Genomic DNA, 22,923 nt, shown 5'->3' on the forward strand with positions numbered 1-22,923 from the left:
ATGTGACATGGGCGCACTGGGTCGAAAATCTGACAAGTCACGGACGGGATGACGGATCAAAGCGAAGCCGAGGGGATGCACGCAGCCCCCAAGAAAGTTGGGGAGCGGCTTGCCGAGGCGCGCAAGGCCGCAAATCTTGATCTCGCCGACATTGCGACGCGCACGCGGATCCCGCAGCGCCATCTCGAGGCGATCGAGGAGGGGCGCTATAACGACCTTCCCGCGATCACCTATTGCTCGGGCTTCACCAAGGCCTATGCGCGTGCGCTGGGGCTGGACGAGGTCGCCTATGCGCGCGACGTGCGCGCCGAGCTCGAGGATTATCGCGGCATCGCGCACGAGCCCCAATATTTCGAGCCCGCCGATCCCGCGCGCGTCCCGACGCGGGCGCTCGCCTGGACCACCGCTATCCTCGTGCTCCTCGTCGTGGGGGGCTTCCTGATCTTCCGGGGCGGCCTGCTCGACGGCATTGGCGGCCGCGACCCCGCCGCGATCGCGGCGGGCACCGATACGCTCGACGACGAAGGCAATGAAGCGCTCGCAGCGACCAATGCCGCAGCGCCCGCCGCGCCGACTGCCGCAGCCGCGCCCGCCCCCGCTACGGGCGCCGTGGTGCTCACCGCCACCCAGGATGTGTGGCTGCGCATCTACGAGGCCGGCGGCAAGCGGCTGTTTGAAAAGACCATGGTGACGGGCGAAACCTATCAGGTTCCCGAGGACGCCACCAATCCGCAGATCCTGACCGGTCGCCCCGACGCGCTGCGCGTCACCGTCGGCGGTCGCGAGGTCGCACCGCTCGGGCCACCCGAGAAGACCATTGCCGATGTCGGCGTCAGCGCCGCGGCGCTAGCCGCGCGTGCCGTAGCCGCCGCCCCTGCGGCCCCGACGGCACCGGGAACCGCCCCCGCCGGCACGCCGTTGCCGTCGGCTACCAACGCCCAGACGCCCCCGGGCCCCGTCCGGCCGTGATCCAGTCGCCGCACCGGCCTTGAGGCCGGGGCCGCGCTGTCCCATAAGGCGCCTGAACCATCCTATGAGCGGGACGAATACCATGCGTAGAACGCTGTTTCTGGCGATCCTTCTTGGCGGCATCGCCGCGCAGCCGCTTGCGGCGCAGAGCGGGGCCAATCTGGCGCCGCGCGTCGACAAGCTCGAAAAGGAAATGAAGGCCGTCCAGCGCAAGGTCTTCCCCGGTGGCGCGCCCGGCTATTTCGAGCCCGAGATCGCCCCGCCCGCACAGACGATCGATCCCGCCGGCTCGCCCGCATCAGCCCCGATCGACGATCTGACCGCGCGCGTGAGCGCGCTCGAAACCGAGCTCAGCAGGCTTACCGAGCAGTCGGAACAGAATGCCTTCAAGCTCAGGCAGCTCGAAGATGCGGCGACGAAATACAAGGCCGAGGTCGACGGCCGTCTGACTGCGCTCGAAGGCGGCGCAGCGCCTGCAACGCCACCGGCGGCGTCTACGGGGAGCGTCAAGCCCCCCGTTGCCAGGCCCACCGCGGCAGCGCCCACGCTCAGCACCGAGCGCGCGGCCCTGCTCGATGCAATCCAGAAGCCCGCAACGGGCGATGCGGGCGAGGATGCATATCTCTACGGCTATCGGCTGTGGGAAGCGAAATTCTATCCTCAGGCGCAGGCGCAGCTGAAGGATTTCGTCACGAAATATCCAAAGCACAAGCGCGTCAGCTATGCGCAGAACCTGCTTGGCCGCGCCTATCTCGACGAGGGCAAGCCCGCGCTCGCCTCGGTCGCATTTTATGACAATTACCAGAAGCTGCCCAAGGGCGAACGCGCGCCCGAAAGCCTCTATTATCTGGGCGTATCGCTGACGCGGCTCAAAAAGACCGCGGATGCGTGCAAGGTCTTCGAGGAGTTCGACGCGGTCTATGGGGCCACCGCTCTGGCAGGGCTCAAGGCGCAGGTCGCCAGGGGCAAGGCCGACGCAAAATGCAAGGCGTGATCGGCCGATTCCCGCTTTCGCGCGAATGGCGGTAAAGCGGGCGCGATGACCATCGCGCCCGAAATTCTCGATCGCTTCTTGAATGGCATGCCTGCGCGCAGCGATGACGCGCCCGTCGGCGTTGCGGTATCTGGCGGGCCCGACAGCCTGGCGCTGCTGCTGCTGGCCGAGGCGGCCTGGCCAGGACAGGTCCGCGCGGCGACGGTCGATCACGGGCTGCGCCCGGAATCCGCGGCAGAGGCGCGCTGGGTCGCCGATATGTGCGCCGCACGCGGTGTTCCGCACCACACATTAACGCCTGAAACGCCGATCACAGGTTCGCTTCAGGCCGGGGCGCGGCGTGCGCGCTACGCCTTACTTGATGCCTGGCGGGAACGCGAGGGCGCGACCTGCGTCATGACCGCGCACCATGCCGACGATCAGGCCGAAACGCTGATCATGCGGCTGAACCGCGGCGCAGGGGTCGGCGGGCTTGCGGGGATTCGAGCGATCAACGGGCGTGTCGTTCGCCCGCTGCTCGGCTGGCGTCGCGCCGAGCTTCAGGCGATCGTCGATGCAGCGGGGCTCACCGCGCTGCGCGATCCGTCAAACGAGGACATGCGTTTCGACCGGGCGCGCTTTCGTCGCCATCTCGCCGATGCGCCGTGGCTCGACGCGCAGGCGCTGGCACGTAGTGCCGCCAATCTCGCCGAGGCCGAGGCGGCGCTTGGCTGGATGGCCGAGCGGCTCGCCGCCGAACGCATCGTCGAGACCGCATCGGGCATCACGCTCGACCCTTCGGGATTGCCCGCCGAACTGGTCCGCCGCCTGCTGCGCATCGTGCTCCGGCGGCGCGAATCCGGCCTCGATCCCTCGGGCCCCGCACTGGACCGCGCGCTGGCCGAAATCGCCCTTGGAGCGCAGGTCAGCCTTGGCGACCTGCTTGTGCGCGGCGGCGATATCTGGCAAATTTCCACCGCTCCGCCTCGCCGTACGGGCATTTGAGCCCGCCACCCGCAGAAATGCGGGGTGTTGCATTGTCATTAGGCATTTGTGCCCTATCTTGGCGGTGTACGAATCTATCCGGACACCCTGATGAACGACGACGACAACAAGCAGCCCGAAACCAACCCCTGGATGAAGAGCCTCCTGATCTGGGTGGGCATTCTGGTCGGACTCGCGCTGTTCGTGGCCATGTTCGACGGCCGTACGCGCGCCGCCGCGGCCGACGGCATCTCTTATTCCGAATTCCTCCAGCAGGTCGATCAGGGCACGGTCAAGAGGGTCGAGATCGCGGGCGACGTCGTCTCGGGCACCTTGTCCAACGACAAGGCGTTCCGCACCTATGCGCCCAATGACCCGATGCTCATCGAGCGCCTGAAGGAAAAGGGCGTCAATTTCGCGGCCAAGCCCGAGGAACAGCCCTCGATCTGGCTCGTCATCCTCTATCAGTCGCTGCCCTTCATCCTCATCATCGGCATCGCCTTCTTCATCATGCGGCAGATGCAGAAGAATGCGGGCTCGGGCGCGATGGGCTTCGGCAAGTCGCGCGCGCGCATGCTGACCCAGAAGGAAGGCCGCGTCACCTTCGACGATGTCGCGGGCATCGACGAGGCACGCGAGGAGCTGCAGGAAATCGTCGACTTCCTGAAAGACCCGACCAAATTTGCGCGTCTCGGCGGCAAGATCCCCAAGGGTGCGCTGCTCGTGGGTAGCCCCGGCACCGGCAAGACGCTGCTCGCCCGCGCCATCGCGGGTGAGGCGGGCGTGCCCTTCTTCACCATTTCGGGTTCGGACTTTGTCGAGATGTTCGTCGGTGTCGGCGCCAGCCGTGTCCGCGACATGTTCGAGCAGGCCAAGAAGAATGCGCCGTGCATCGTCTTCATCGACGAGATCGACGCGGTCGGCCGCCATCGTGGCGCTGGCCTCGGCAACGGCAATGACGAGCGCGAGCAGACTCTGAACCAGCTTCTCGTCGAGATGGACGGTTTCGAGGCCAATGAGGGCATCATCATCATCGCGGCGACCAACCGCCCCGATGTGCTCGATCCCGCGCTGCTGCGTCCGGGCCGCTTCGACCGTCAGGTCGTCGTGCCGCGCCCCGATATCGACGGCCGCGTGAAGATCCTCGAGGTCCATATGAAGAAGGTGCCGCTGGCGCCCGACGTCAGCGCGCGCACGATCGCGCGCGGCACGCCGGGCTTCTCGGGCGCCGATCTCGCCAACCTCGTCAACGAGGCAGCGCTGCTCGCGGCGCGCAAGGGCAAGCGCCTTGTCGCGATGCTCGAGTTCGAAGAGGCCAAGGACAAGGTCATGATGGGCGCCGAGCGCCGCTCGATGGTTATGACCGAGGACGAGAAGAAGGCGACCGCCTATCACGAGGCCGGCCACGCGCTCGTCTCGCTCCACGTTCCCGGCTGCGATCCGCTCCACAAGGTAACCATCATCCCGCGCGGCCGTGCGCTGGGCGTGACGTGGAACCTGCCCGATCGCGATCGCTATTCGATGTCGATGAAGCAGATGAAGGCCAAGCTCGCGCTCTGCTTCGGCGGCCGCATCGCCGAACAGCTGATCTATGGCGAGGATTCGCTCAACACGGGCGCTTCCAACGACATCCAGCAGGCGACCGACATGGCGCGTGCGATGGTCATGGAATATGGCATGAGCGAAAAGCTCGGCTGGCTGCGCTATCGCGACAATCAGGACGAGGTGTTCCTCGGCCATTCGGTGTCGCGCAGCCAGCACATGTCCGAGCAGACCGCACGCCTGATCGACGAGGAGGTTCGCCGTCTTGTCGAGGAAGGCGAGTCCGTTGCGCGCCAGGTGCTGACCGACAATCTCGACCAGCTTCACAAGCTCGCCGAAGCGCTGCTCGAATATGAGACGCTGTCGGGCGAGGAATCGAAGCGCGCGATTGCGGGCGAGGATATTGGCCGCGACGACGGCAATGTCCGCAAGCCCGCTTCGCTCGGGACGGGCGGCTCGTCCATCCCCAAGACGCGGCGGCCGAGCGGCGGCTTCGGCGGTCCGGCGCCCCAGGGCGCCTGACGCGTGATCCCGGGGGGAGTGCTGGCGCTGCTGCTCGTGCAGGCGGTGTCGACTGCGCCCGCCATTTCCGGACAAGGCGCCAGCGTCGCCGATTTCCTTGCGCGCGCGCAGGCGGTCAGGAAGCTCGGAGACGCCGCGGCGACCTCCTCCGAACTTGCCTCCATCAAGGCGGAGGTCGCGGCGATAACGCGCGCCTATCGTGCCGATCTCGCGAAACAGAAGGCGGCGGGACAGCCGACGCATAGCTGCCCGCCCGACCGATCCGGGCTGACATCAGCGAATCTGATGGCCGATCTCAATCAGGTCCCGGTCGAGCTGCGCGCGACCACCAGCGTCAGGTCGGTCTATTACGCGATGATGAAAAAGCGCTATCCCTGCCCGTTTCCGTGATGCTGCCCCAACGGTATTGAAAGAACGGGAAGGCGATCGATGCCCATTTATTGCGACGAAAGCGGCGGAACCTCGGCGGGGGCAATGGTGTTCGCGGGCGTCTCGATCGAGGCGGACGCCGCCGATGCCCTGCTTGCGCGCTTCAGGACGGTCACCGCGATCCGCGGCGAGATGAAGGGAAGCCGTATCTCGCTTGTCGAGCGCGGGCTGTTCTTCGAGCTGCTCGAGCGCTTTGGCGGACGCGCGATCGTCGCCCAGCTTCCCGCAAAGCACATTCCCGGCGTGCCCGGCGAAAAGGACCGCGACCTCAAGGCCTATGTGGCGCTGCTCGAGGACGTGATCGAGGCCTGGCTGCCCGAGACGACGGGCTGTGCCGAGGTGATCATTGACGATGGCCGCTACGATCCCGCCACGCTTGGACTTGTCCGCCAGGACATCGCTTCGCTGCTGGGCACCTGCGGGCGCGCGCGGCTTGCGGACAGTCGCCGCTCCGCGGGCGTCCAGATTGCCGACGTCATCGCCAATTCGGTCTTCAATCTGGCGATCGCTTCCGAGCGTGCCGAACGCATTCGCCGCATCCTCGCCCCCTTCATGGTGGACAAGGTCGTGCGGCTGAGGACGATCGGGTGACGCTTTCATGAAATTTTCTTGACGGAGCGCGGAACCCGTTTGCGCCCCGCACGTTCTGTATTGGCTCGATCGAAAGAAAGAGCGACATGACAGGCCCGAACCTTCATGGAACGAGCCGTCTAGGGAGCCCCGCCGCGAAAGCGACGGGGCTTACCTGTTTCTGGCAATGGGCTGGTCGCACAAGCCCGCCGCTTTCGGCCAGCCGCCGCTTCTTATGCGACTGTCGCGGAAAGAGGGGCTGATATCCCCTCCCCCCGTCGATTGTCAGTTGGGCAGCGCGCCCGCTTCGACCTTTTCCACCCATTCGGGGTAGAAAGACGGCTCTCGGCTCGACCAGCCGATCGCGGTCGCCGCCGCCTCGCTGATCGACTGGAGCAGCACGCGGCGCTTGTCGGGATGCAGGTGCGGCAGCGCTGCGGCCGCGCAGAAAGCGCCCGGCAGCCAGGGCCGCACGCTCGCGCCGATCAGCCTTTCGTAGAGGAAGCGATACGAACCGAAGCTCACCAGCCGGTCCTGCCCCAGATCGAAGGCCGAAACGGTCACCAGCGGGGCCATCAACGGTTCCATCGCGTCGAGCCCGCTGTCATCGGGTACGAGCGCCCGAATTTCGGGAAGGCGCTCATAGATGCGCGTCTGCGCGTTGATGCTCGCGGACTCCACGATGTCGCGCGACCACAGTTCGATCGCATCGTGGCGCTCGAGCCCAATGTCGAGCGAACGCCGGATATAGCGCTGCGTGGCTGCGGGGAAGCTCGCAAACTCTTTCAATTCGGCCAATGTCAGCGCCCCGTCCGCCGGCCGTGCCCTGGTGCCCATGTCCTGTCTCCAGACCTTCTGCCCCTGGAGCCGATCATGCGCCTGATATGGTTGACGTGGCTTTAACGGCGCATTTCGTCCCCGTTCAGACATGGAATCAGAGATGGGGGTGCAGAGCAAGAATCTTGCGACGAAATGTGTGCAATGCACAATAATTGACATTCTGGCGTGACAATCCTGCAACAGTCGCGATTCCGCGCTGCGGAATCGACACGGACCGGGCGCCCATCCGTTCCCCGTTCCGACCGCGGACGAAACGCGCCTACCGCCTCGCCTTTCGACAAAATCGGGGAGCCTTTCGACGGACGACATAGGAGCAATGGCGCTTTTCGGTCTTTGCGCGCTACAAGGATGCATGGAATTTGAAACGCATGCACAGGAACAGCCGCACCACACCGTTCGACCGATCATCGCTTTCTACTCGATAATCGGCTTCTGGCTGTTCTACGCACTGATCGTCACGCTGCGCGCGATGGTCATGGATTTTCCCGCGCAGGCCGAAATGGCCGAGCGCCGCATGGTCGTCACCGCGGCGGGCATCGTGCTCACCTGGCTGCTCTATCTGCTGTTACGCCAGTTCGATCGCCAGCCGCTCTGGCTCCGCATCACCACCGCCTTTCTCGGCGCGATCCCGTGCGCGGTCGCGGTGGCGGCGTTCAACTATTACGTCTTCAACGTCTACGACCCCCAGAGCATGTTCGACGAGGCCGATCTCGCGATGAAGGCGGAGGGATGGACGCTGTGGCAGGAGATCGGCGAGCAGGGGCTGTCGCGCTTCTTCTTCTTTTCGGCCTGGGCGGCGCTCTACCTCGCCATCTCCTATGCGGGCGAGGTCCGCGTCGCCGAGCGCCGCGCCGCCAAGTTCGCGCGCGCCGCGCAGCAGGCCGAGCTGCGTTCGCTGCGCTATCAGGTCAATCCGCACTTCCTCTTCAACACGCTCAATTCGCTGAGCTCGCTGGTGATGAAGGACAGCCGCGCCGAGGCCGAGACGATGATCATGAACCTCTCGACCTTTTACCGCACCTCGCTCTCGGGCGATCCGCTCGACGATGTCACGCTCGAGGAGGAAGTGCGCCTTCAGCGGCTCTATCTCGATATCGAGGGCGTACGCTTTCCCAGTCGCCTCAAGACGCGGATTGAGGTTCCCCACGCCCTCCTCAACGCCTGCGTACCAGGGCTCATCCTCCAGCCTTTGGTCGAGAATGCGATCAAATATGGCGTGTCACGCGCAAGCCGTCCGGTCACCGTCTCGATCACGGCGCGCGCGGAAAACGGTCAGCTGATCCTCACCGTCGCGGACAACGGCAATGGCGCTGCCGAGGGCGAGGACATCCAGGGCAATGGCATCGGTCTTGCCAATGTCCGCGACCGGCTCGCCGCGCGTTTCGGCGATTCCGCGCGGATCGAATGGCTTGCCCCGCCCGAGGGCGGCTTCGTCGTCCGGCTGACGATGCCCGAGGTCTATCGTGGCGGTTGAAGAGGCGCTAGAAGATGCGCCGATGCGAACCCTTATCGTCGATGACGAGCCGCTCGCAATCGAGCGGCTCCAGCTGATCTGTGCCAGGGAACCGGTGATCGAGGTCATCGGCACCGCATCCGATGGCGCCGCCGCGCTCAGGCTTGCCGAGGCGCTCAAGCCCGATCTGCTGCTGCTCGACATTGCCATGCCCGAGCTTGACGGCATCGGCGTCGCGCGCGCGCTCGCACGTCAGAGCCAAGCGCCCGCAATCATCTTCGTCACCGCGTTTGACAGCTTCGCGGTCGAGGCATTCGACATCGAAGCGGTCGATTATGTGCTCAAGCCCGTCGCACCCGACCGGCTGGTGCGCGCGGTCAAGCGCGTTGCCGAACGCCGCGGCATCGTGCGCGAGGCCGAACCCGCGGCCGAGTCGCATTTCGCCACCGAATTCTGGGTGCCACACCGTGCCGAGCTCGTCCGCATCGCCGCCGACGATATCGACAGGATCGACGCCGAGCGCGACTATATGCGCCTCCATGTCGGCGGGCGCAGCTTCCTGCTCCACCAGACCATCGCCTCGCTCGAAGCGCGGCTCGATCCCGACCGGTTCATCCGCCTCCATCGCTCGACGATCGTCCGGCGCGATCGCATCCTCCGCCTTCGCCACGACGGCTGCGGGGTCTGGTTTGCCGATATGGGCGATGAAGGCGAGGTGCGCATCGGCCGCACCTATCTCGCGGCGGCCAAGGCGATCGCGGGGCGCTAGAGCCTTTCCCGGCAAGAAGGCGGAACCGAAACGGTCGCAGGAACCGCCCTGTACGTCATTCGACCCTGCGGACGATTCCTTCGGAACTCGCGACCTTCAGCCCCAGCCTTCGAACCATGAGCACGCTCCGCGCCGACCTGCCATCGGCCGCCGGCGTCAGCCACTGCTCGACCGAGAAATTGCTTTTCGTCGTGAAGCGAAAGCGAAAGCGCCCACCAATTTCGTCGATCGTCACTGATCCCTTGGCTTCGGACATCGTGCCGGAGAAACGCGCCGGGGCAATTTTTCGGATGCGCCAGCGCCGTTCAAAGGCCGGTCGGCCGTCCTCCTCCACCCTTTGTACCAGGTCAAGCGCGCCATCGGCGCCGATCTCGCCATGACCCACGGTGTTTGAGCGATAGGGCTTCCTCGCAATCACCTTGATCGTGCTGACGCTTTCGGTCCGCCCCGCGAAAAAGCGCAGCGGATCGTCGAGATGCGGGACGCCGGCGGAGACCGGGCCCATGGCCGTGGCCAGAAAGAGCATCGGCGGAGCAGCGCGATACAACCGGCTCATGCCCTGATCAGTGCGATGCTGACCACGGGGATACGCGGTGTCCCCGCCACGGCCATCGCCAGTCGTCTGCGCATGTCGCCCTCCCCTTCATTCCGGGTGGATCGTTTGCATCACAGCATAGACCGGCGCGATGTTCCTGAAAACATGCTCAAAAGTATAACGCCCCCGGCCCAAGGGGAGGCCGGGAGCGTCATTTGCCCTTGGTGGGCGGGGCGGAACGGGGACGGCGAAGCGCGGTGCCGTCACACCGTCGGGGGATTACTGGCGGCGGACGGCGATCTGGCCTGTCGCGTCGCGGCTGGCCAGCTGGTCGCCGCCCCGCGCCGCGGCTACCGCGATCTCGATGTCGCGCGTCGCGCGTTCCATTGCGCCGCCATAGCATTCGTTCGACAGCTGGATCATCTTCACGGGCTTGATCCCGCCGACCTCACAGATCGTGCGCGCCGCGTTGCGGACCCGCGTGTTCAGCCGGTCAACGCCTTTGTTTTCGGTCAGGTCGAGGTCGGCATAGCTCACCGCGATCGAATGCGTCTCGCTGGTCGGGGCGGTGGCAACCATCGGTTCGGTTTCGCCGGCAAAGGCCGCCGCGTGGAGCAATGTGGCGCCGGCCAGCGCGGCCGCAATGGCCGCACATGTCTTTACATACATGGTCTGGTCCTTCCTGAAACTTCGGGTCGTCGGGCGCCGCCGCAAGGGGAAGGCGGCGCGGGGTGCGGGCGGATCGGGTAGGCTCTGGGAACGCCGTCGATCCGCCGCGCATCTATTGACTACAATTGTCCCGATCGGGCTTCACGCGCGCTTCGACAGGCGGCTCGGGAGGCTCTGCGAACGGCTCACAGGGCGATGAACGACATATAGATATCGACGAACGCACGTCGCTATATGAATATTTCTTAAGAAATGGCAGATTCGTTGCATTTGTTACGAATCTGTGACCGGGCTCGTCGACGACTCGCTGATCACGCCGCTGTGACGCGCAATTGCGCTCGTCGCCGCCACATCCATCGTGACATTGCCGACGGTGCGCACCAGATCAGGAATCATCTCGACCGCGACGAGCAGCGCGAGCGGCTCGAGCGGCACCCCCATGGCGACCGCGATCGGAGTGATGGAGGTCAGGAAGCTGATCTGGCCGGGCAGGCTCACCGATCCCATCGTCGTGACCGCGGCAACGACGGCGCCGGTCGCGATCGTCGCGGGATCGAGCGACATTCCGAACCAGTGCGCGACATAGATCGCGACCGCCAGGTTCATCGCGGGGCTGGTCACGCGGAAGATGGCGACCGCGATCGGCAGCGAAACGCTCGCCACGCTCGCGGGCACGCCCAGCGTCGCGCAGCTCCGGAGCATGGGCGGCAGCGAGGCGAGCGAGGACTGGGTGGAGAGCGCGACCGCCTGCGCGGGCGCCACCGCACGCACAAAGGCACCGAGGCGCAGCCCGCCCCCGAACGCCGCCATCGGATAGGCGAGCGCCCAGGCGGCAAGCCCGGCGCATGAGACGATGACGATATAGTGGAGCAGCGCACCGATCGCGGAGGTACCCGCCTGGATGCCGACGACCAGCGCCAGCGCGAACACGCCGAGCGGCGCCAGCCACAGCACCCAGCCGACCATCACCAGCATCGCGTCCGCGATCGCCGCGAAAAAGGCGGTGAGCGGCTCGCGCTGCGTCGCGGGCAATCGCGTGATCGCGATCGCAAACAACGTCGTGAACAGGATCAGCGGCAGCATGGCGTCTGCCGCGGCCGCCGCGATCGGATTTGTCGGGACGATCGAGCCGAGGAAATCGGCGAAGCCCGGCGGGGCGCCGACCTCGACATGCGGCTGGCCCAGCGCGGCACGCAGCGCCTGCGCCGCCTCCTGCGGCATCGGCCAGAGCACGAGCAGGCTCGGGATCAGTATCGCCGCGATCGCGGTCGACAGCCAGAGCAGGCCGACGAACAGCGCCACCGATTTGAGCGCAAGCCCCCCGCCGCGCGCGCTGTCGGCGGTGCGCGCGATACCGGTGATGAGCAGCGCCACCACCAGCGGGATGATCGTCATCTTGAGCGCATCGAGCCATAGTCCGCCGATCGGCCCCGCAATTGCAGTCACGCGATCAAGACCGCCTAGTCCGGCCCATACTGCACCTGCGCCCAGCGCAAGCCCGGCCAGCAACCCGATCAATATCCTCCACGCTTGCGGCATGCATCCCCCTCAACTCTAACCTGCCGTTGAGTAGCCGCGAATTGGAGTGCCGCCAATCGTAACAATTCTGACGCACGGCCGTCATAGGACGCGACAGGGCAAGGGCGCGGAAAACCTATGGCGGGCAAGAAGAAAAAAGGTGGGGGCGGTCATGGCGGCCTGGCTGTCAACGATGATCTGAGGCGCGAAATTGCTGAGGCACTGTTGCTCGGGGCCGAGCCCGACCGGCTCGCGCAGCAGATCGCGGGGCGCGGAATCGTCCATGCGCTCGCGGTCTCGGAGATCGAACGCGCGGCGAAGAGCCCGTATCTGATCGGCGCGGCGCGCCTGCGCGCGCGCCTCGCCAAGCGCGACTGGGTACTCGCCAATCAGGCGCGGCTGGCCGCCGGCCGTGCCGACGCCGCCGCCGCCGAAGTGCCGCGGCTTCGGGTCGGCGATGCCATGGATTTCTTCGGCGATTTCTATCACGCCCACCGCCCCGTACTGCTCACCGGGCTGGTGGATCACTGGCCCGCGATGCAGCGCTGGTCACTCGACGATTTCGAGCAGCGCTTCGGCGATCGCGAAGTCCGCGTCCAGTGGGACCGCGAAGCCGACAAGGATTACGAAGTGAATTCAGCCGCGCATGGCACAGTGCGCCGCTTTGCCGAGGTCATTGCACGGTTGCGCGATTCCAGGCCCAGCAACGACTTCTACATGACTGCCAACAATCACGATCACAATCGACGCGCACTCGCGGAACTCTGGAACGACGTCGGCGATATTCCGGGCATACTCGTCGCCGAACCGGGCCGCGATGGCTTCCTGTGGATCGGCCCGCGCGGCACAATCACGCCCTGGCACCATGATCTCACCAACAATCTGCTGCTGCAGATCCGCGGCACCAAGCGCGTCCGCCTCGTCGCCAGCCACGATACGCCGCTGATGCGCAACCATCGCCACTGCTTCAGCGAATGGAAGACCGGCGAACTGCTTCCCGGCCCGGCGCGCGAGGGGCGCCCCGCCGTGCTCGAATGCGATATTGGTCCGGGCGAAGCGCTCTTCCTGCCCGTCGGCTGGTGGCATCATGTCGAATCGCGCGATGTGACGATCGGGATGTCGTTCACCAATTTCGCCGCCGACAACGATTTCTACAGCCATTATTCGAGCTACGGCCTCGTGTGACAGCAATCGCCTCGGCGACGCGCTGGCCGATTGTGCTGCGGTTCGATCTGCGCAAGAAATGGCGCCATGGACGGAGAAGAGATCACTGGCGAATCCATCGCGTGCGCCGCGGACGACGTATCGGCGACGCACGTCGATGCGCAAATGAGCGCGCGGCTCAACCTCGCGCGCGGACTGCTCCACATGCGCCACCTGCGCCTCGAGCTCTTCAACCGCGACTATTTCGGCGAGGCGGCGTTCGACATGCTGCTCGATCTCTATGTCTGCCACCGCGAGGGGCGCACCGTCTTCCAGAACGACGCTTATATCGCCTCGCTCGTTCCGCCCGCGACCGCGCATCGCTGGTTGCAGACTCTGCAGCGCGACGGGCTGGTGGTGCTGTCGGGCGACCGGCGCGACCGGCGCCGAACCATCGTCAACCTTACGCCGCTAGGCTGCACGCGGATCGAGATGCTGTTCGACGCCTGGCTCGCGATCCGCGACTCGGTGGCCGGCGGCGCGCCCTGGGCCTGATGGCGGAAAAAGGGTCGACGCGGACGCCGGCTCGCATATAGCCGCACCGTGTCCGCGTCGACCGCTCGGTTGGCGCTCATTGCCCGATCCCTGGTGCGCCGTCGCGTTGCGTGGTGTGTAGCTCCCCCCGCTCCTGCGCCGTCGCCTTGCGTCCCGACCCTGCAACGATCGCCTTCGCGCCCCGAAGCGCATTGGCATTGGAAGCCCCCCGACTTCCAATGGCTGCAACCTAACTGTCATGACACCGATGGGCAAAGCCGCGATGCGCGCCTCGGCATCAATTCAGGCCCATTTTGAAAGCATTGAGCAGCTTCAACGGGTTGCGCGGTGATCTTCCCGGCGCGAGCAGTTCGGGGTCGGTCAAACCGGCTTGGCGACCGCCACGCCGAATAATACAAGTGCTCAAGATCGGGGGATAAAATGGGTATCGCTACGCTTCTGGCATTCACGGCGGCCGCGTCCGCGCAGCCGGCTGCGACATATACGCCTTCGGGAAAATGGACCGTCGAGTTCGCCGACTCGATGTGCGTCGCGATACGCGAATATGGCACGCCGGAGGCGCCGCTGACTTTGCTCCTGAAACCCCTCCCCGGCGATTCGAATATCGAGCTCATGATTGGAGCGAGCCGGAACCTGGCCCGCAAGACGAAGGGGGAGACCAAGGTGACGCTGGATCCCTCGGGCCAGAACTTTGCCGCCTATTATTATGACGCCTACGCGTTCAAGCTGCGTCGACACATTAGCCGCTATTATGTGCAGGACATCCCGCTTGAAGCGCTCGGCAAGGCGACCGCTATCAATTTCGATACCGATCAGGCGTCGCGACGAGAGTTCGCGCTGACTGACATGGCGCAACTGCGCAAGGTTCTCGATCGATGTCAGGATGACCTGCTGCGCAGCTGGGGGGCCGACCCCGCAGCATTGGCGATGATCGCAACCAGAGCAAAAATGGTGGCCGGCTACGTCAGCGACCTCGACTACCCGAAGGGCGCGGCAAACAGGGGCGAACAGGGCACCGTCGCATTGCGCTGGGTGGTCGATCCGAAAGGCCAGCCGGTCGGTTGCACGATCGTCAGCAGCAGCGGGTCGCTTGAACTCGATTCGGTGAGTTGCGCCCTCGTGTCGGCGCGCTTCCGCTATGAGCCTGCGCTCGATACCAGCGGCAAGCCGGTGGCGTCGTGGGTATCCCAGCGCATCACCTGGCGGCTGCCTTAAGCCGGACCCGCCAGCCGGCCGGCCCTTGTCGCGGCGGCTGCTGACACTATCTGGCAGCAGGGCCGCGCGTTCCGCCGCGCCCGCGCTTGCGACTCGCGAACAAATCTGGAACAGATGCCACCATGCTGACACATATACCGAAGCATCGGCGTTCCGAATGCTGACCCACATAAGCGTGCGCGGTGCGCGTGAGCACAATCTCAAGGGCGTGGATGTAGAGATTCCGCGCGATACGCTGACCGTGATCACCGGCCTTTCGGGCTCGGGCAAGTCGAGCCTCGCCTTCGACACCATCTATGCCGAGGGGCAGCGCCGCTATGTCGAGTCGCTCTCGGCCTATGCGCGCCAGTTCCTCGAGCTGATGCAGAAGCCCGATGTCGACCATATCGAGGGGCTCAGCCCCGCGATCTCGATCGAGCAGAAGACCACCAGCCGCAACCCGCGCTCGACGGTCGCGACGGTCACCGAGATCTACGACTATATGCGCCTCCTCTGGGCGCGCGTCGGCATTCCCTATTCGCCCGCCACCGGGCTCCCCATCGCCGCGCAGACCGTCAGCCAGATGGTCGACCGCGTCATGCAGCTCCCCGAGGGTACGCGCTTCTACCTGCTCGCCCCCGTCGTGCGTGGCCGCAAGGGGGAGTATCGCAAGGAGCTCGCCGAATGGCAGAAGGCGGGCTTCACGCGCGTGCGGCTGGACGGCGAGTTTTACGAGATCGAGGAAGCCCCCGCGCTCGACAAGAAGTTTAAGCACGATATCGAGGTCGTGGTCGATCGTATCGCCGTCAGGGAAGGCATAGAGACGCGCCTCGCCGACAGCTTCGAGACCGCATTGAAGCTTGCCGAAGGCCTCGCCTATGCCGACATGGCCGACGGCCCCGTGCCCGGCCGCGAGGCTGAGGTCGCAGCGGCCGGCGGCGCGATGAAGGGCGCGGGCGTCCCCGACAACCGCATCGTCTTTTCCGAGAAATTCGCGTGCCCCGTCTCGGGCTTCACCATCGCCGAGATCGAGCCGCGGCTCTTCTCGTTCAACGCGCCGCAGGGCGCGTGCCCCGCCTGCGACGGATTGGGCGAGAAGCTGCTCTTCGACGAGGATCTCGTCGTCCCCAATCACGACCTCTCATTGAAGAAGGGCGCGATCGTGCCCTGGGCCAAGTCCAACCCGCCCAGCCCCTATTACATGCAGGTACTCGCCAGCCTCGCGCGCGAGTTCGGCTTTTCGCTCGACACCCCGTGGAAGGACCTTCCCGGCGAGGTCCGGCTGATCATCCTCCACGGCACCGGGGGCAAGCCCGTCACGCTCACCTTCGTCGACGGGCGCAAGAGCTATGACGTCAAAAAGCCCTTCGAGGGTGTCATCGGCAACCTCAACCGCCGCATGCTCCAGACCGAGAGCGCGTGGATGCGCGAGGAGCTGAGCAAATACCAGGCCGCGCACCCCTGCGAGACCTGCGGCGGCGCGCGCCTCAAGCCCGAGGCGCTCGCGGTCAAGATCGCGGGCACCGACATCAGCGCCACGACGCGCCTCTCGGTCGCCGACGCGCTCCCCTTCTTCACCACGCTCCCCGAAAAACTCACCCCGCAGCAGAACGCGATCGCCGAGCGCATCCTGAAAGAGATCGTCGAGCGCATCGGCTTCCTCAACAATGTCGGGCTCGACTATCTCAACCTCGATCGCACCTCGGGCACGCTCTCGGGGGGCGAGAGCCAGCGCATCCGCCTGGCCTCCCAGATCGGCAGCGGCCTGTCGGGCGTGCTCTACGTCCTCGACGAGCCCTCGATCGGCCTCCACCAGCGCGACAATGACCGCCTCCTCGAAACCCTGAAGCGCCTGCGCGATCTCGGCAACACCGTGCTCGTCGTCGAGCATGACGAGGATGCGATCCGCCACGCCGATTACATCATCGACATGGGGCCGGGCGCGGGCGTCCATGGCGGCGAGATCGTCGCCGAGGGCACGCTGGACGAAGTGCTCGCCAACCCCGCGAGCATCACCGCGGATTACCTGACCGGCCGGCGGGAGGTCCCCGTCCCCGCGAAACGCCGCAAGGGCTCGGGCAAGAAGCTCACCGTCCACAACGCCACCGCGAACAACCTGCGGGGCGTCACCGCGAGCATCCCGCTCGGCACCTTCACCTGCATCACGGGGGTCTCGGGCTCGGGCAAGTCGAGCTTCACCGTCGACACGCTCTACGCCGCCTCGGCGCGCGCGCTCAACGGCGCGCGGATGATCGCGGGCAAGCATGAGAAGATCACCGGGCTCGAGCATCTCGACAAGGTGATCGACATCGATCAGTCGCCGATCGGCCGCACCCCGCGCTCCAACCCCGCCACCTATACCGGCGCCTTCACCAATATCCGCGACTGGTTCGCGGGCCTCCCCGAATCCGGCGCGCGCGGCTACAAGCCCGGCCGCTTCTCCTTCAACGTCAAGGGCGGCCGCTGCGAGGCGTGCCAGGGCGACGGCGTGCTCAAGATCGAGATGCACTTCCTCCCCGACGTCTACGTCACCTGCGATGTCTGCCACGGCCAGCGCTATAACCGAGAAACTTTGGAAGTGAAGTTCAAGGGCAAGAGTATCGCCGACGTGCTCGACATGACGGTCGAGGACGCGGTCGAGTTCTTCAAGGCCGTCCCCCCGATCCGCGACAAGATGGCGATGCTCGCCGAAGTCGGGCTCGGCTATGTCAAGGTCGGCCAGCAGGCGACGACGCTCTCGGGCGGCGAGGCGCAACGCGTCAAGCTCGCCAAGGAACTGAGCAGGCGGGCGACGGGCAACACGCTCTACATCCTCGACGAGCCCACCACGGGCCTCCATTTCGAGGATGTGAGGAAGCTCCTCGAAGTCCTCCACGCGCTCGTCGAGCAGGGCAATTCGGTGGTGGTGATCGAGCATAATCTCGACGTCATCAAGACCGCCGACTGGATCATCGACCTCGGCCCCGAAGGCGGCGTCAAGGGCGGCGAGGTGGTGGCGGAAGGCACGCCCGAGAAGGTGGCGGATAATCCGCGGAGCTTCACCGGCGGCTATCTCAGGCCGCTGCTGGAGCGCGGCAAGAAGGCGCCGGCGACGGAGCTGCAGTTCGACGAGGCGGCGGCCGAATAATCCTTCTTGGTGGGAGAAGGATACGCAGCCTTGCGTCGGCGCAAGGGCGCCCTCGGAACAGTTGCACGGCGCCGGGGGTTGCAGCGAAAGAAGGGCGGGCGAATTGCGATCGTCCCGCCGCATTCAGCAAAAGGAGGTTTGCATGAAAATCCTCTTATCAGCCCTGCTTCTCGCGCCCGTTGCGCTCGCAGCCGGCGCCGTCGCGCCCGCCCAGCAGGGCGGCCGGCCGATCTCGGTCAGCATGACCGGCGCCGCCGAGGTGCCCGGCCCCGGCGATGCCGACGGCAGCGGCACCGCCAGCTTCCGCATCAATCCCGGCCAGACCCAGGTCTGCTACGAGCTTGCGGTCAAGAACATCGAGACCGCCACCGCGGCGCATATCCACCGGGGCGCGCCCGACGTCGCGGGCCCCGTCGTGGTCCCGCTCGACGCACCCGCGAGCGGCACCAGCAAGGGCTGCGCCGATATCGATCGCGCGCTCGCCAAGGAGCTGATCCAGACCCCTGCGGCGTTCTACGTGAACGTCCACAACGCCCCGCACCCCGCGGGCGCGGTACGCGGCCAACTCGGCAAATAAGGTCCGGCACGGCCCGCCGAGCGCAAAGCCACCCGCGGGCCCGCCATTTCGAGGAGGCCTGTTCCGCTCATCCTGAACTTTTCGAAGGGCGGGAAGGTGGTGGCCGAGGCTGAGCCCGCGCGCCACGCCTCACATCGTCACCACCACCGCAAAGGCGTGGATGCAGAGCAGGGTGACCAGCCCGGCGAGGCTCCACCGTCTGGACGTGGTGAATGCGGTCGCGGCGAGCAGGCCGAGGAAAAGCGCGTTGGTGAGCCAGAAGCGACCGCCCGGGATCGTGCCCGCGTGCAGCGTCACGATCGTCAGCGCGGCGAGGTTGCAGCCCAGGATCACGCCCAGCGCGGCGCGCTTGTTGACCATGAAATGCTCGTCGAGATCGCCGGGCTCCTTGCCCGGATCGGGAAAGACCAGCGAGGCCGCCAGATAATAGGCTCCGCTTAGCGCCAGCGTGATCAGCATGCTGCCGAGCGTCGGCGCGCCCTGGTCGCGCAGCCGCCAACTCTCGAACCAGAAGGTCGTCAGGTTGACCAGTATCTCGACCGCGAGCAGCGGCGTCAGCCAGCCGATTCGCACCTTGTCGTGCAGTTTGATCGACCGCGCCAATCCGCCGAGCATCTCGGCGATCGACAGCCCGAGCAGCAGGACGAACAGCGCGAACACGAATTCGAATGGCGTCATGTCCCCGCTCCCCTTGCGGCGCCTCCGATGCGCGCAAGACTAGCGCCGAACGCCCGGCGCGCAAGCCACCGCACGTCGTCGGCCGTTCGCCCCCCGTCGGGAAAATTACGCGGGCGAAAACACAGTACGGCCGGCCGCGCCGGGCCCGGATATACTCCTTGCGCCGCGTGAGCCACGACTCACGCGCGCGGTGCCGCCGGAGGTGGACCATGAAACTCGCCGATCTGAAGCGCTCGGGAGAGGAGCGCCCCGTCTGGTCCGCGCCGGTCGCGGATGTGAAAGGCAATACGCATTACGAGCTGTCGATCACCGGGCCGGGCGCGGCGATCGAGGAGGTGTTCGCGAAGTCGGACTTCGAGATCGAGATCACGCCGGGCGCCCCCGCCGAAGAAGCCGAGGCGATGTCGAAGCGCTTCCTCAAAAAGCATGTCGGGGATCGCCGCTTCGATGCGCCGTCGCTCGACGACATCCTCACGCTGCGCGACCACAGGCCCCCCGCCGCGACCGACAATCTGAAGGACGCCGTCACCGTCTATCTGCGCCCGACCGAGGGGGAGGGCACGCTCTGGGTACTGTGGTTCCCCGTGCTGTTCGTGCCGCCCGCGACCCCGCTGCTGTTCATCCTTCCCCGCGTCTGGTGGACCTGGTCGATGGTGATTCCGTACACGGGGAATCCCGATCTCATCCTGTTTCGCGACATTCCGGCGCCGCCCTTCATTGCCGACACCGCTTTCGCGCCCGGGACGACGGTGGAAGGCGTGGAGTTCGTCGGACCGGCGCTGCCCTGGGCCCAGTCCCACCCATGGCATAACGTCTTCACCTTCACCGCGCCGACGCTGACCGACTTTGCGATGGGCGGGCACAGTATCCCGTGGATTGCGTAGGCCCTGATCGGTTCAGGGCGACCGACGGGGCGGCGAAGCCCGTCAGGGGCAAAGCCCCAATCGCGCGCAGATCGCGAAGAACAACTCGTCGAGCAGCCGCAGCGCTTTCGAGACCGGATCGAAGGCGCCGTGGACCGCATCGCGAAGAGCGTCCAATGCGTGCTCGCCCAGCAGGTCGCTCAGGAATTCGACGATTTCGCTCTGGAGGAGCGCGTCGAGCAACCGGTCGACCGAGTCGATCATGACTTCGCCGCCCTCGGGAAGCGGGACGCCGAGCATTCCCAGCCCCGCCTTCAGCGCGGCCTTGAGCGCCATGCGGCATCCGGGGCAACGCAGCTTGGCCCACACCTCGCGCAGCCGGCGGCTCGCCCAGCCGACGAAGATGCGAAAGCGGCCGCGAACCTGCGCGACGACGCTCAGCATCAATGCGTCCAGATCGTCGCTGACACTGCCCGCGAACAGTTGCATGGTCCGGAGTTCGGTCGCCAGCGGCTTCACCCCCGGCAGTTCGGCGGTGAAGCCGGCTTCCGCGGGCGCCTCGCCGCTTTCGACAACGCGCTCGACCAGCACGAAGGCTGAACAGTGATCGTCCGCGATCGGACGGGGCAGTGGAATCATCATGTCGAAGCGGCCGCCCTCTTCGAGTTCGACCAATGTGCCCGTCACGAACATGCGCACCTCCGCGTCAGCGCCGCCTGTCCCGAGGCGCACCGCGCCTTATCGCTTTTCGCGCGCAACCGATATCGGGCAGGATTACGTACCGCTGGCGATAGCCTGATCTTGCGCTGTCCTGCAGTTAGCCATATTGGTTGTCCGTGGAACCAGGCGGGTCGGGTTCAGGTCGGCGACCAAGTTACTGCACGCGCCACACCGTCGAATAGGCGTGCGGGCCGCGCCATTCGGTTCGGACGAGGTAGAGCCCGCGGTTCATCCACGCATAGGGGCTGCCCTCCGCGGCCTCGAACAGGATCGCGCCGCGCGCGTAGAGCTCGGTCGGGTCATAGGGCTTGCCGCGCGCCAGTTGCGCCGCGAAGCGCGGCGGGAGCGAGATCAGCCCGATCGAGCGCGCCGCGATATGGTGGTTGTCGTCGGTCTCGATCACGAAGCGCCCCTCGACCTCGACGACATTGTCGGCGCGTCCCGTCTGCGTGAAGGTGCCGCCGGGCAGGAGATGCCCCCTTATCCGCGCGCCGTCGATCTCCGATCCCGGGATGATCTGGAGCGTGACGCGCCGCCCCGGGGCGAGCGCCTCGACATCGGTGATGTCGGCCACGCTGAAGCGGAGCGCGCACAGCGGCGCCAGCCCCGGCGGTGTTTCGGGGCCGGGGTCTCCGGGGCGTTGCAGGTCCTGGTCTTCCATGAGGACGCCTTTCCGCGCGCCGCCGGGTGGGGCGGGGGCCTAGAGTTCGAGCCCCTTTTCCTTGGCGGTCTCCTTCGCGCGTTCGACCGCTTGGGTCTGTTGCTGCCTCGTCAGTTCCGCCATCTGCGCGACCCTGGCCTGGTTGGTCACGGCGACGCCAAAGCCCGATGCCAGCGCGGGGTTCTGCTGGCTCGGCTTCACCTCGAAGGTCACGACATTCAGGCAGGGCAGCACCCGGTCGGTGCGGACATCGTGATTGCTGCACTCGCCATAGCTCGAATTGTCCTTACTCATGCGCTGCCCGTCACGCGAACGGACGATGAGGCCCGAATTGTTGCCATAGGGCGCATCGAAGCTTCCGTATTTTGCGGCAAGTTCCTGCGTGATGCTCTCGAGCGCGATTTCCTGCCCCGCGGCATATTCGGTCGCGCGGTCGACATGGACCACCTGCTCGCCGCCCGGCGGACCGACGAGCCAGACATTGACCTTGTCGAGCCCGGTGTCGGCGTTGAGGTTGATCCGCGACATCTGGCCGCCCTCGGGCAACGAGAGCGTGTTGGTATTGGTGTTGATCGCATAATTGGCGTTCTTGCATTGCAGCACGCCCTTGACCTGGTCGAGCGTCATGCCCTGGCGTACGCCCAATATGTCGTCGGCGGGCTCGCCCTTGGGCGCCGTCTGCGGCTTGACCGCGTCGCAATCGATTTTGGGCGCCTCGATCGCGGGCGCCGCGACATCGGTCGCATTCGCCACGCCCGCGTCCGCGGCCGCGTTGGCCTCGCCCGTCGCATTGTCCCCGCCCCCGCAGCCCGCGAGGAACAGGAGCCCGCCGATCAGGAAAATGTCGCTGCGCATTTCGAATCCCCTTTCAGGATGGCCAAGGGAAACGCACTTCAACCACTGCAACGTCGCGGCGGAGCGGGCGGCCGATGCCGCGGCGCGTGTCGCGTCACGCGCGGGTGTCGCGCGGTGGTCAAACGGGCCCGCGCGCTTCGGCCCTGTCGGCGGGCCATCACCCGACACGATTCCATTGCCCCGATCGCGACGCCTGCGCAACGCTTGAGCCTCCGGAAAAAATAGCCAGTGCGCGGCTCCATTGGCTCATCGGGCGAGCCGCGGGATCAGCCTTCGGGTCCGTCGCTCTCGATCACCGTCACCACGTGCACATCGAAACCATCAAGCAGCCGCGCATTATAGCCGATGCGCGGCGGCGAGCCCTCAGGGAAGCATTCGTCGAACCGCTCGGGGAGCGCGTGCCAGTGCGTGCTGCATCCGCACGTCGCGCAGAAGCGGAAGGCGATCATGCGGTCGCCGTGGCTGTAGCTCGACAGCGCCGCCGCGCTCCCCGCCGCGAGGCGAAAATCATCGGGGTGGCAATAGGCGCACAGACTGCCCAGCTTTCTGCAGATCGAGCAGCGGCACGCCTTCACCTCGCGCGGCATCGATGGAACCGTGAAGCGCACGCGCCCGCAATGGCATGATCCGGTCGCGCTCATCGCGGCACCTCCTTGCGGTCCCTGTTGTGACGTGTTCCGATGGGTGAGCCTAGCGCGGAAGCAAGCGCGTGCAAGCGCTTGGGGGCGAATTCATGCGACTCGCCACCGTCGCTGTGCTACACCCGCCACATCGCGC

At 66.0% G+C, this 22,923-nt stretch carries 23 protein-coding genes; 14 read left to right on the forward strand and 9 right to left on the reverse strand.

Features of this window, described 5'->3' with window-relative positions; all coding sequences use genetic code 11:
• The first annotated feature begins 48 nt into the window (after window positions 1-48).
• The 6 genes from MKI88_RS04460 to MKI88_RS04485 all read left to right on the forward strand — a co-directional run bounded on the left by MKI88_RS04460 (window position 49) and on the right by MKI88_RS04485 (window position 6,010).
• Window positions 49-969 (forward strand): helix-turn-helix domain-containing protein, encoded by a 921-nt coding sequence (locus MKI88_RS04460; RefSeq protein WP_241629753.1) that lies wholly within the window; start codon window positions 49-51, stop codon window positions 967-969.
• 82 nt (window positions 970-1,051) lie between these two features.
• The gene (locus MKI88_RS04465) at window positions 1,052-1,963 is read left to right on the forward strand and encodes a tol-pal system YbgF family protein (protein ID WP_241629754.1); all 912 of its coding nucleotides are present in this window, start codon (window positions 1,052-1,054) and stop codon (window positions 1,961-1,963) included.
• Between the two features lie 45 nt (window positions 1,964-2,008).
• On the forward strand, window positions 2,009-2,947 hold the full coding sequence (gene tilS / locus MKI88_RS04470) for a tRNA lysidine(34) synthetase TilS (RefSeq protein ID WP_241629755.1): 939 nt from the start codon (window positions 2,009-2,011) through the stop codon (window positions 2,945-2,947).
• A 90-nt stretch (window positions 2,948-3,037) separates the two neighbouring features.
• Entirely contained in the window at window positions 3,038-4,990 is a 1,953-nt protein-coding gene (ftsH, locus tag MKI88_RS04475) for an ATP-dependent zinc metalloprotease FtsH (RefSeq protein WP_281063706.1), read from the forward strand.
• Between the two features lie 3 nt (window positions 4,991-4,993).
• Window positions 4,994-5,380 carry a hypothetical protein gene (locus MKI88_RS04480; protein WP_241629756.1) on the forward strand — a complete coding sequence of 129 codons (387 nt, stop codon included), beginning with the start codon at window positions 4,994-4,996 and terminating at the stop codon, window positions 5,378-5,380.
• 39 nt (window positions 5,381-5,419) lie between these two features.
• Window positions 5,420-6,010, forward strand: a complete 591-nt coding sequence (locus MKI88_RS04485; RefSeq protein ID WP_241629757.1) for a DUF3800 domain-containing protein — start codon at window positions 5,420-5,422, stop codon at window positions 6,008-6,010.
• 264 nt (window positions 6,011-6,274) lie between these two features.
• Here MKI88_RS04485 and MKI88_RS04490 read toward each other — a convergent pair whose 3' ends face one another.
• Window positions 6,275-6,826 carry a hypothetical protein gene (locus MKI88_RS04490; protein ID WP_241629758.1) on the reverse strand — a complete coding sequence of 184 codons (552 nt, stop codon included), beginning with the start codon at window positions 6,824-6,826 and terminating at the stop codon, window positions 6,275-6,277.
• Window positions 6,827-7,181: 355 nt separating this feature from the next.
• Here MKI88_RS04490 and MKI88_RS04495 point away from each other — a divergent pair, with 355 nt between their 5' ends.
• Together MKI88_RS04495 and MKI88_RS04500 are read left to right on the forward strand one after the other, a co-directional pair.
• The gene (locus tag MKI88_RS04495) at window positions 7,182-8,303 is read left to right on the forward strand and encodes a sensor histidine kinase (protein WP_241629759.1); all 1,122 of its coding nucleotides are present in this window, start codon (window positions 7,182-7,184) and stop codon (window positions 8,301-8,303) included.
• Between the two features lie 22 nt (window positions 8,304-8,325).
• A complete protein-coding gene (locus MKI88_RS04500; RefSeq protein ID WP_241629760.1) occupies window positions 8,326-9,051 on the forward strand; it encodes a LytTR family DNA-binding domain-containing protein in 726 nt (241 codons plus the stop codon).
• A gap of 55 nt (window positions 9,052-9,106) precedes the next feature.
• On the opposite strand, the gene MKI88_RS04505 is transcribed toward MKI88_RS04500, so the two are convergent.
• From MKI88_RS04505 to MKI88_RS04515, 3 genes are all read right to left on the reverse strand, one after another.
• Window positions 9,107-9,607 carry a hypothetical protein gene (locus MKI88_RS04505; RefSeq protein ID WP_241629761.1) on the reverse strand — a complete coding sequence of 167 codons (501 nt, stop codon included), beginning with the start codon at window positions 9,605-9,607 and terminating at the stop codon, window positions 9,107-9,109.
• Window positions 9,608-9,865: 258 nt separating this feature from the next.
• On the reverse strand, window positions 9,866-10,255 hold the full coding sequence (locus MKI88_RS04510) for a UrcA family protein (protein WP_241629762.1): 390 nt from the start codon (window positions 10,253-10,255) through the stop codon (window positions 9,866-9,868).
• A 273-nt stretch (window positions 10,256-10,528) separates the two neighbouring features.
• Complete coding sequence (locus tag MKI88_RS04515) at window positions 10,529-11,794, reverse strand: dicarboxylate/amino acid:cation symporter (RefSeq protein ID WP_241629763.1); 1,266 nt, start codon at window positions 11,792-11,794, stop codon at window positions 10,529-10,531.
• 117 nt (window positions 11,795-11,911) lie between these two features.
• Here MKI88_RS04515 and MKI88_RS04520 point away from each other — a divergent pair, with 117 nt between their 5' ends.
• From MKI88_RS04520 to MKI88_RS04540, 5 genes are all read left to right on the forward strand, one after another.
• The gene (locus MKI88_RS04520) at window positions 11,912-12,958 is read left to right on the forward strand and encodes a cupin-like domain-containing protein (RefSeq protein ID WP_241629764.1); all 1,047 of its coding nucleotides are present in this window, start codon (window positions 11,912-11,914) and stop codon (window positions 12,956-12,958) included.
• 66 nt (window positions 12,959-13,024) lie between these two features.
• Window positions 13,025-13,471: a MarR family winged helix-turn-helix transcriptional regulator gene (locus MKI88_RS04525; RefSeq protein ID WP_241629765.1), complete on the forward strand. Its 447-nt coding sequence runs from the start codon at window positions 13,025-13,027 to the stop codon at window positions 13,469-13,471.
• A gap of 522 nt (window positions 13,472-13,993) precedes the next feature.
• The gene (locus MKI88_RS04530; protein WP_241629766.1) at window positions 13,994-14,686 is read left to right on the forward strand and encodes an energy transducer TonB; all 693 of its coding nucleotides are present in this window, start codon (window positions 13,994-13,996) and stop codon (window positions 14,684-14,686) included.
• Between the two features lie 157 nt (window positions 14,687-14,843).
• The gene (uvrA, locus tag MKI88_RS04535) at window positions 14,844-17,792 is read left to right on the forward strand and encodes an excinuclease ABC subunit UvrA (protein ID WP_241629767.1); all 2,949 of its coding nucleotides are present in this window, start codon (window positions 14,844-14,846) and stop codon (window positions 17,790-17,792) included.
• Between the two features lie 142 nt (window positions 17,793-17,934).
• Window positions 17,935-18,369 carry a CHRD domain-containing protein gene (locus MKI88_RS04540; RefSeq protein WP_241629768.1) on the forward strand — a complete coding sequence of 145 codons (435 nt, stop codon included), beginning with the start codon at window positions 17,935-17,937 and terminating at the stop codon, window positions 18,367-18,369.
• A gap of 129 nt (window positions 18,370-18,498) precedes the next feature.
• Here the strand turns inward: MKI88_RS04540 and MKI88_RS04545 are convergent, their stop codons facing one another.
• Window positions 18,499-19,047: a hypothetical protein gene (locus MKI88_RS04545; protein ID WP_241629769.1), complete on the reverse strand. Its 549-nt coding sequence runs from the start codon at window positions 19,045-19,047 to the stop codon at window positions 18,499-18,501.
• Window positions 19,048-19,256: 209 nt separating this feature from the next.
• Here MKI88_RS04545 and MKI88_RS04550 point away from each other — a divergent pair, with 209 nt between their 5' ends.
• Window positions 19,257-19,931, forward strand: a complete 675-nt coding sequence (locus tag MKI88_RS04550) for a hypothetical protein (RefSeq protein WP_241629770.1) — start codon at window positions 19,257-19,259, stop codon at window positions 19,929-19,931.
• 42 nt (window positions 19,932-19,973) lie between these two features.
• Here the strand turns inward: MKI88_RS04550 and MKI88_RS04555 are convergent, their stop codons facing one another.
• The 4 genes from MKI88_RS04555 to MKI88_RS04570 form a co-directional block, all read right to left on the reverse strand.
• On the reverse strand, window positions 19,974-20,642 hold the full coding sequence (locus MKI88_RS04555) for a hypothetical protein (RefSeq protein ID WP_241629771.1): 669 nt from the start codon (window positions 20,640-20,642) through the stop codon (window positions 19,974-19,976).
• 142 nt (window positions 20,643-20,784) lie between these two features.
• A complete protein-coding gene (locus MKI88_RS04560) occupies window positions 20,785-21,291 on the reverse strand; it encodes a DUF3237 domain-containing protein (protein ID WP_241629772.1) in 507 nt (168 codons plus the stop codon).
• A gap of 39 nt (window positions 21,292-21,330) precedes the next feature.
• Entirely contained in the window at window positions 21,331-22,146 is an 816-nt protein-coding gene (locus MKI88_RS04565; protein WP_241629773.1) for a hypothetical protein, read from the reverse strand.
• 266 nt (window positions 22,147-22,412) lie between these two features.
• Window positions 22,413-22,787, reverse strand: coding sequence for a GFA family protein (locus MKI88_RS04570; RefSeq protein WP_241629774.1), 375 nt, complete (start codon window positions 22,785-22,787; stop codon window positions 22,413-22,415).
• Between the last annotated feature and the right edge of the window lie 136 nt (window positions 22,788-22,923).

It is taken from the genome of Sphingomonas sp. LaA6.9 (genome assembly GCF_022601895.1).
Lineage (GTDB): Bacteria > Pseudomonadota > Alphaproteobacteria > Sphingomonadales > Sphingomonadaceae > Sphingobium_A.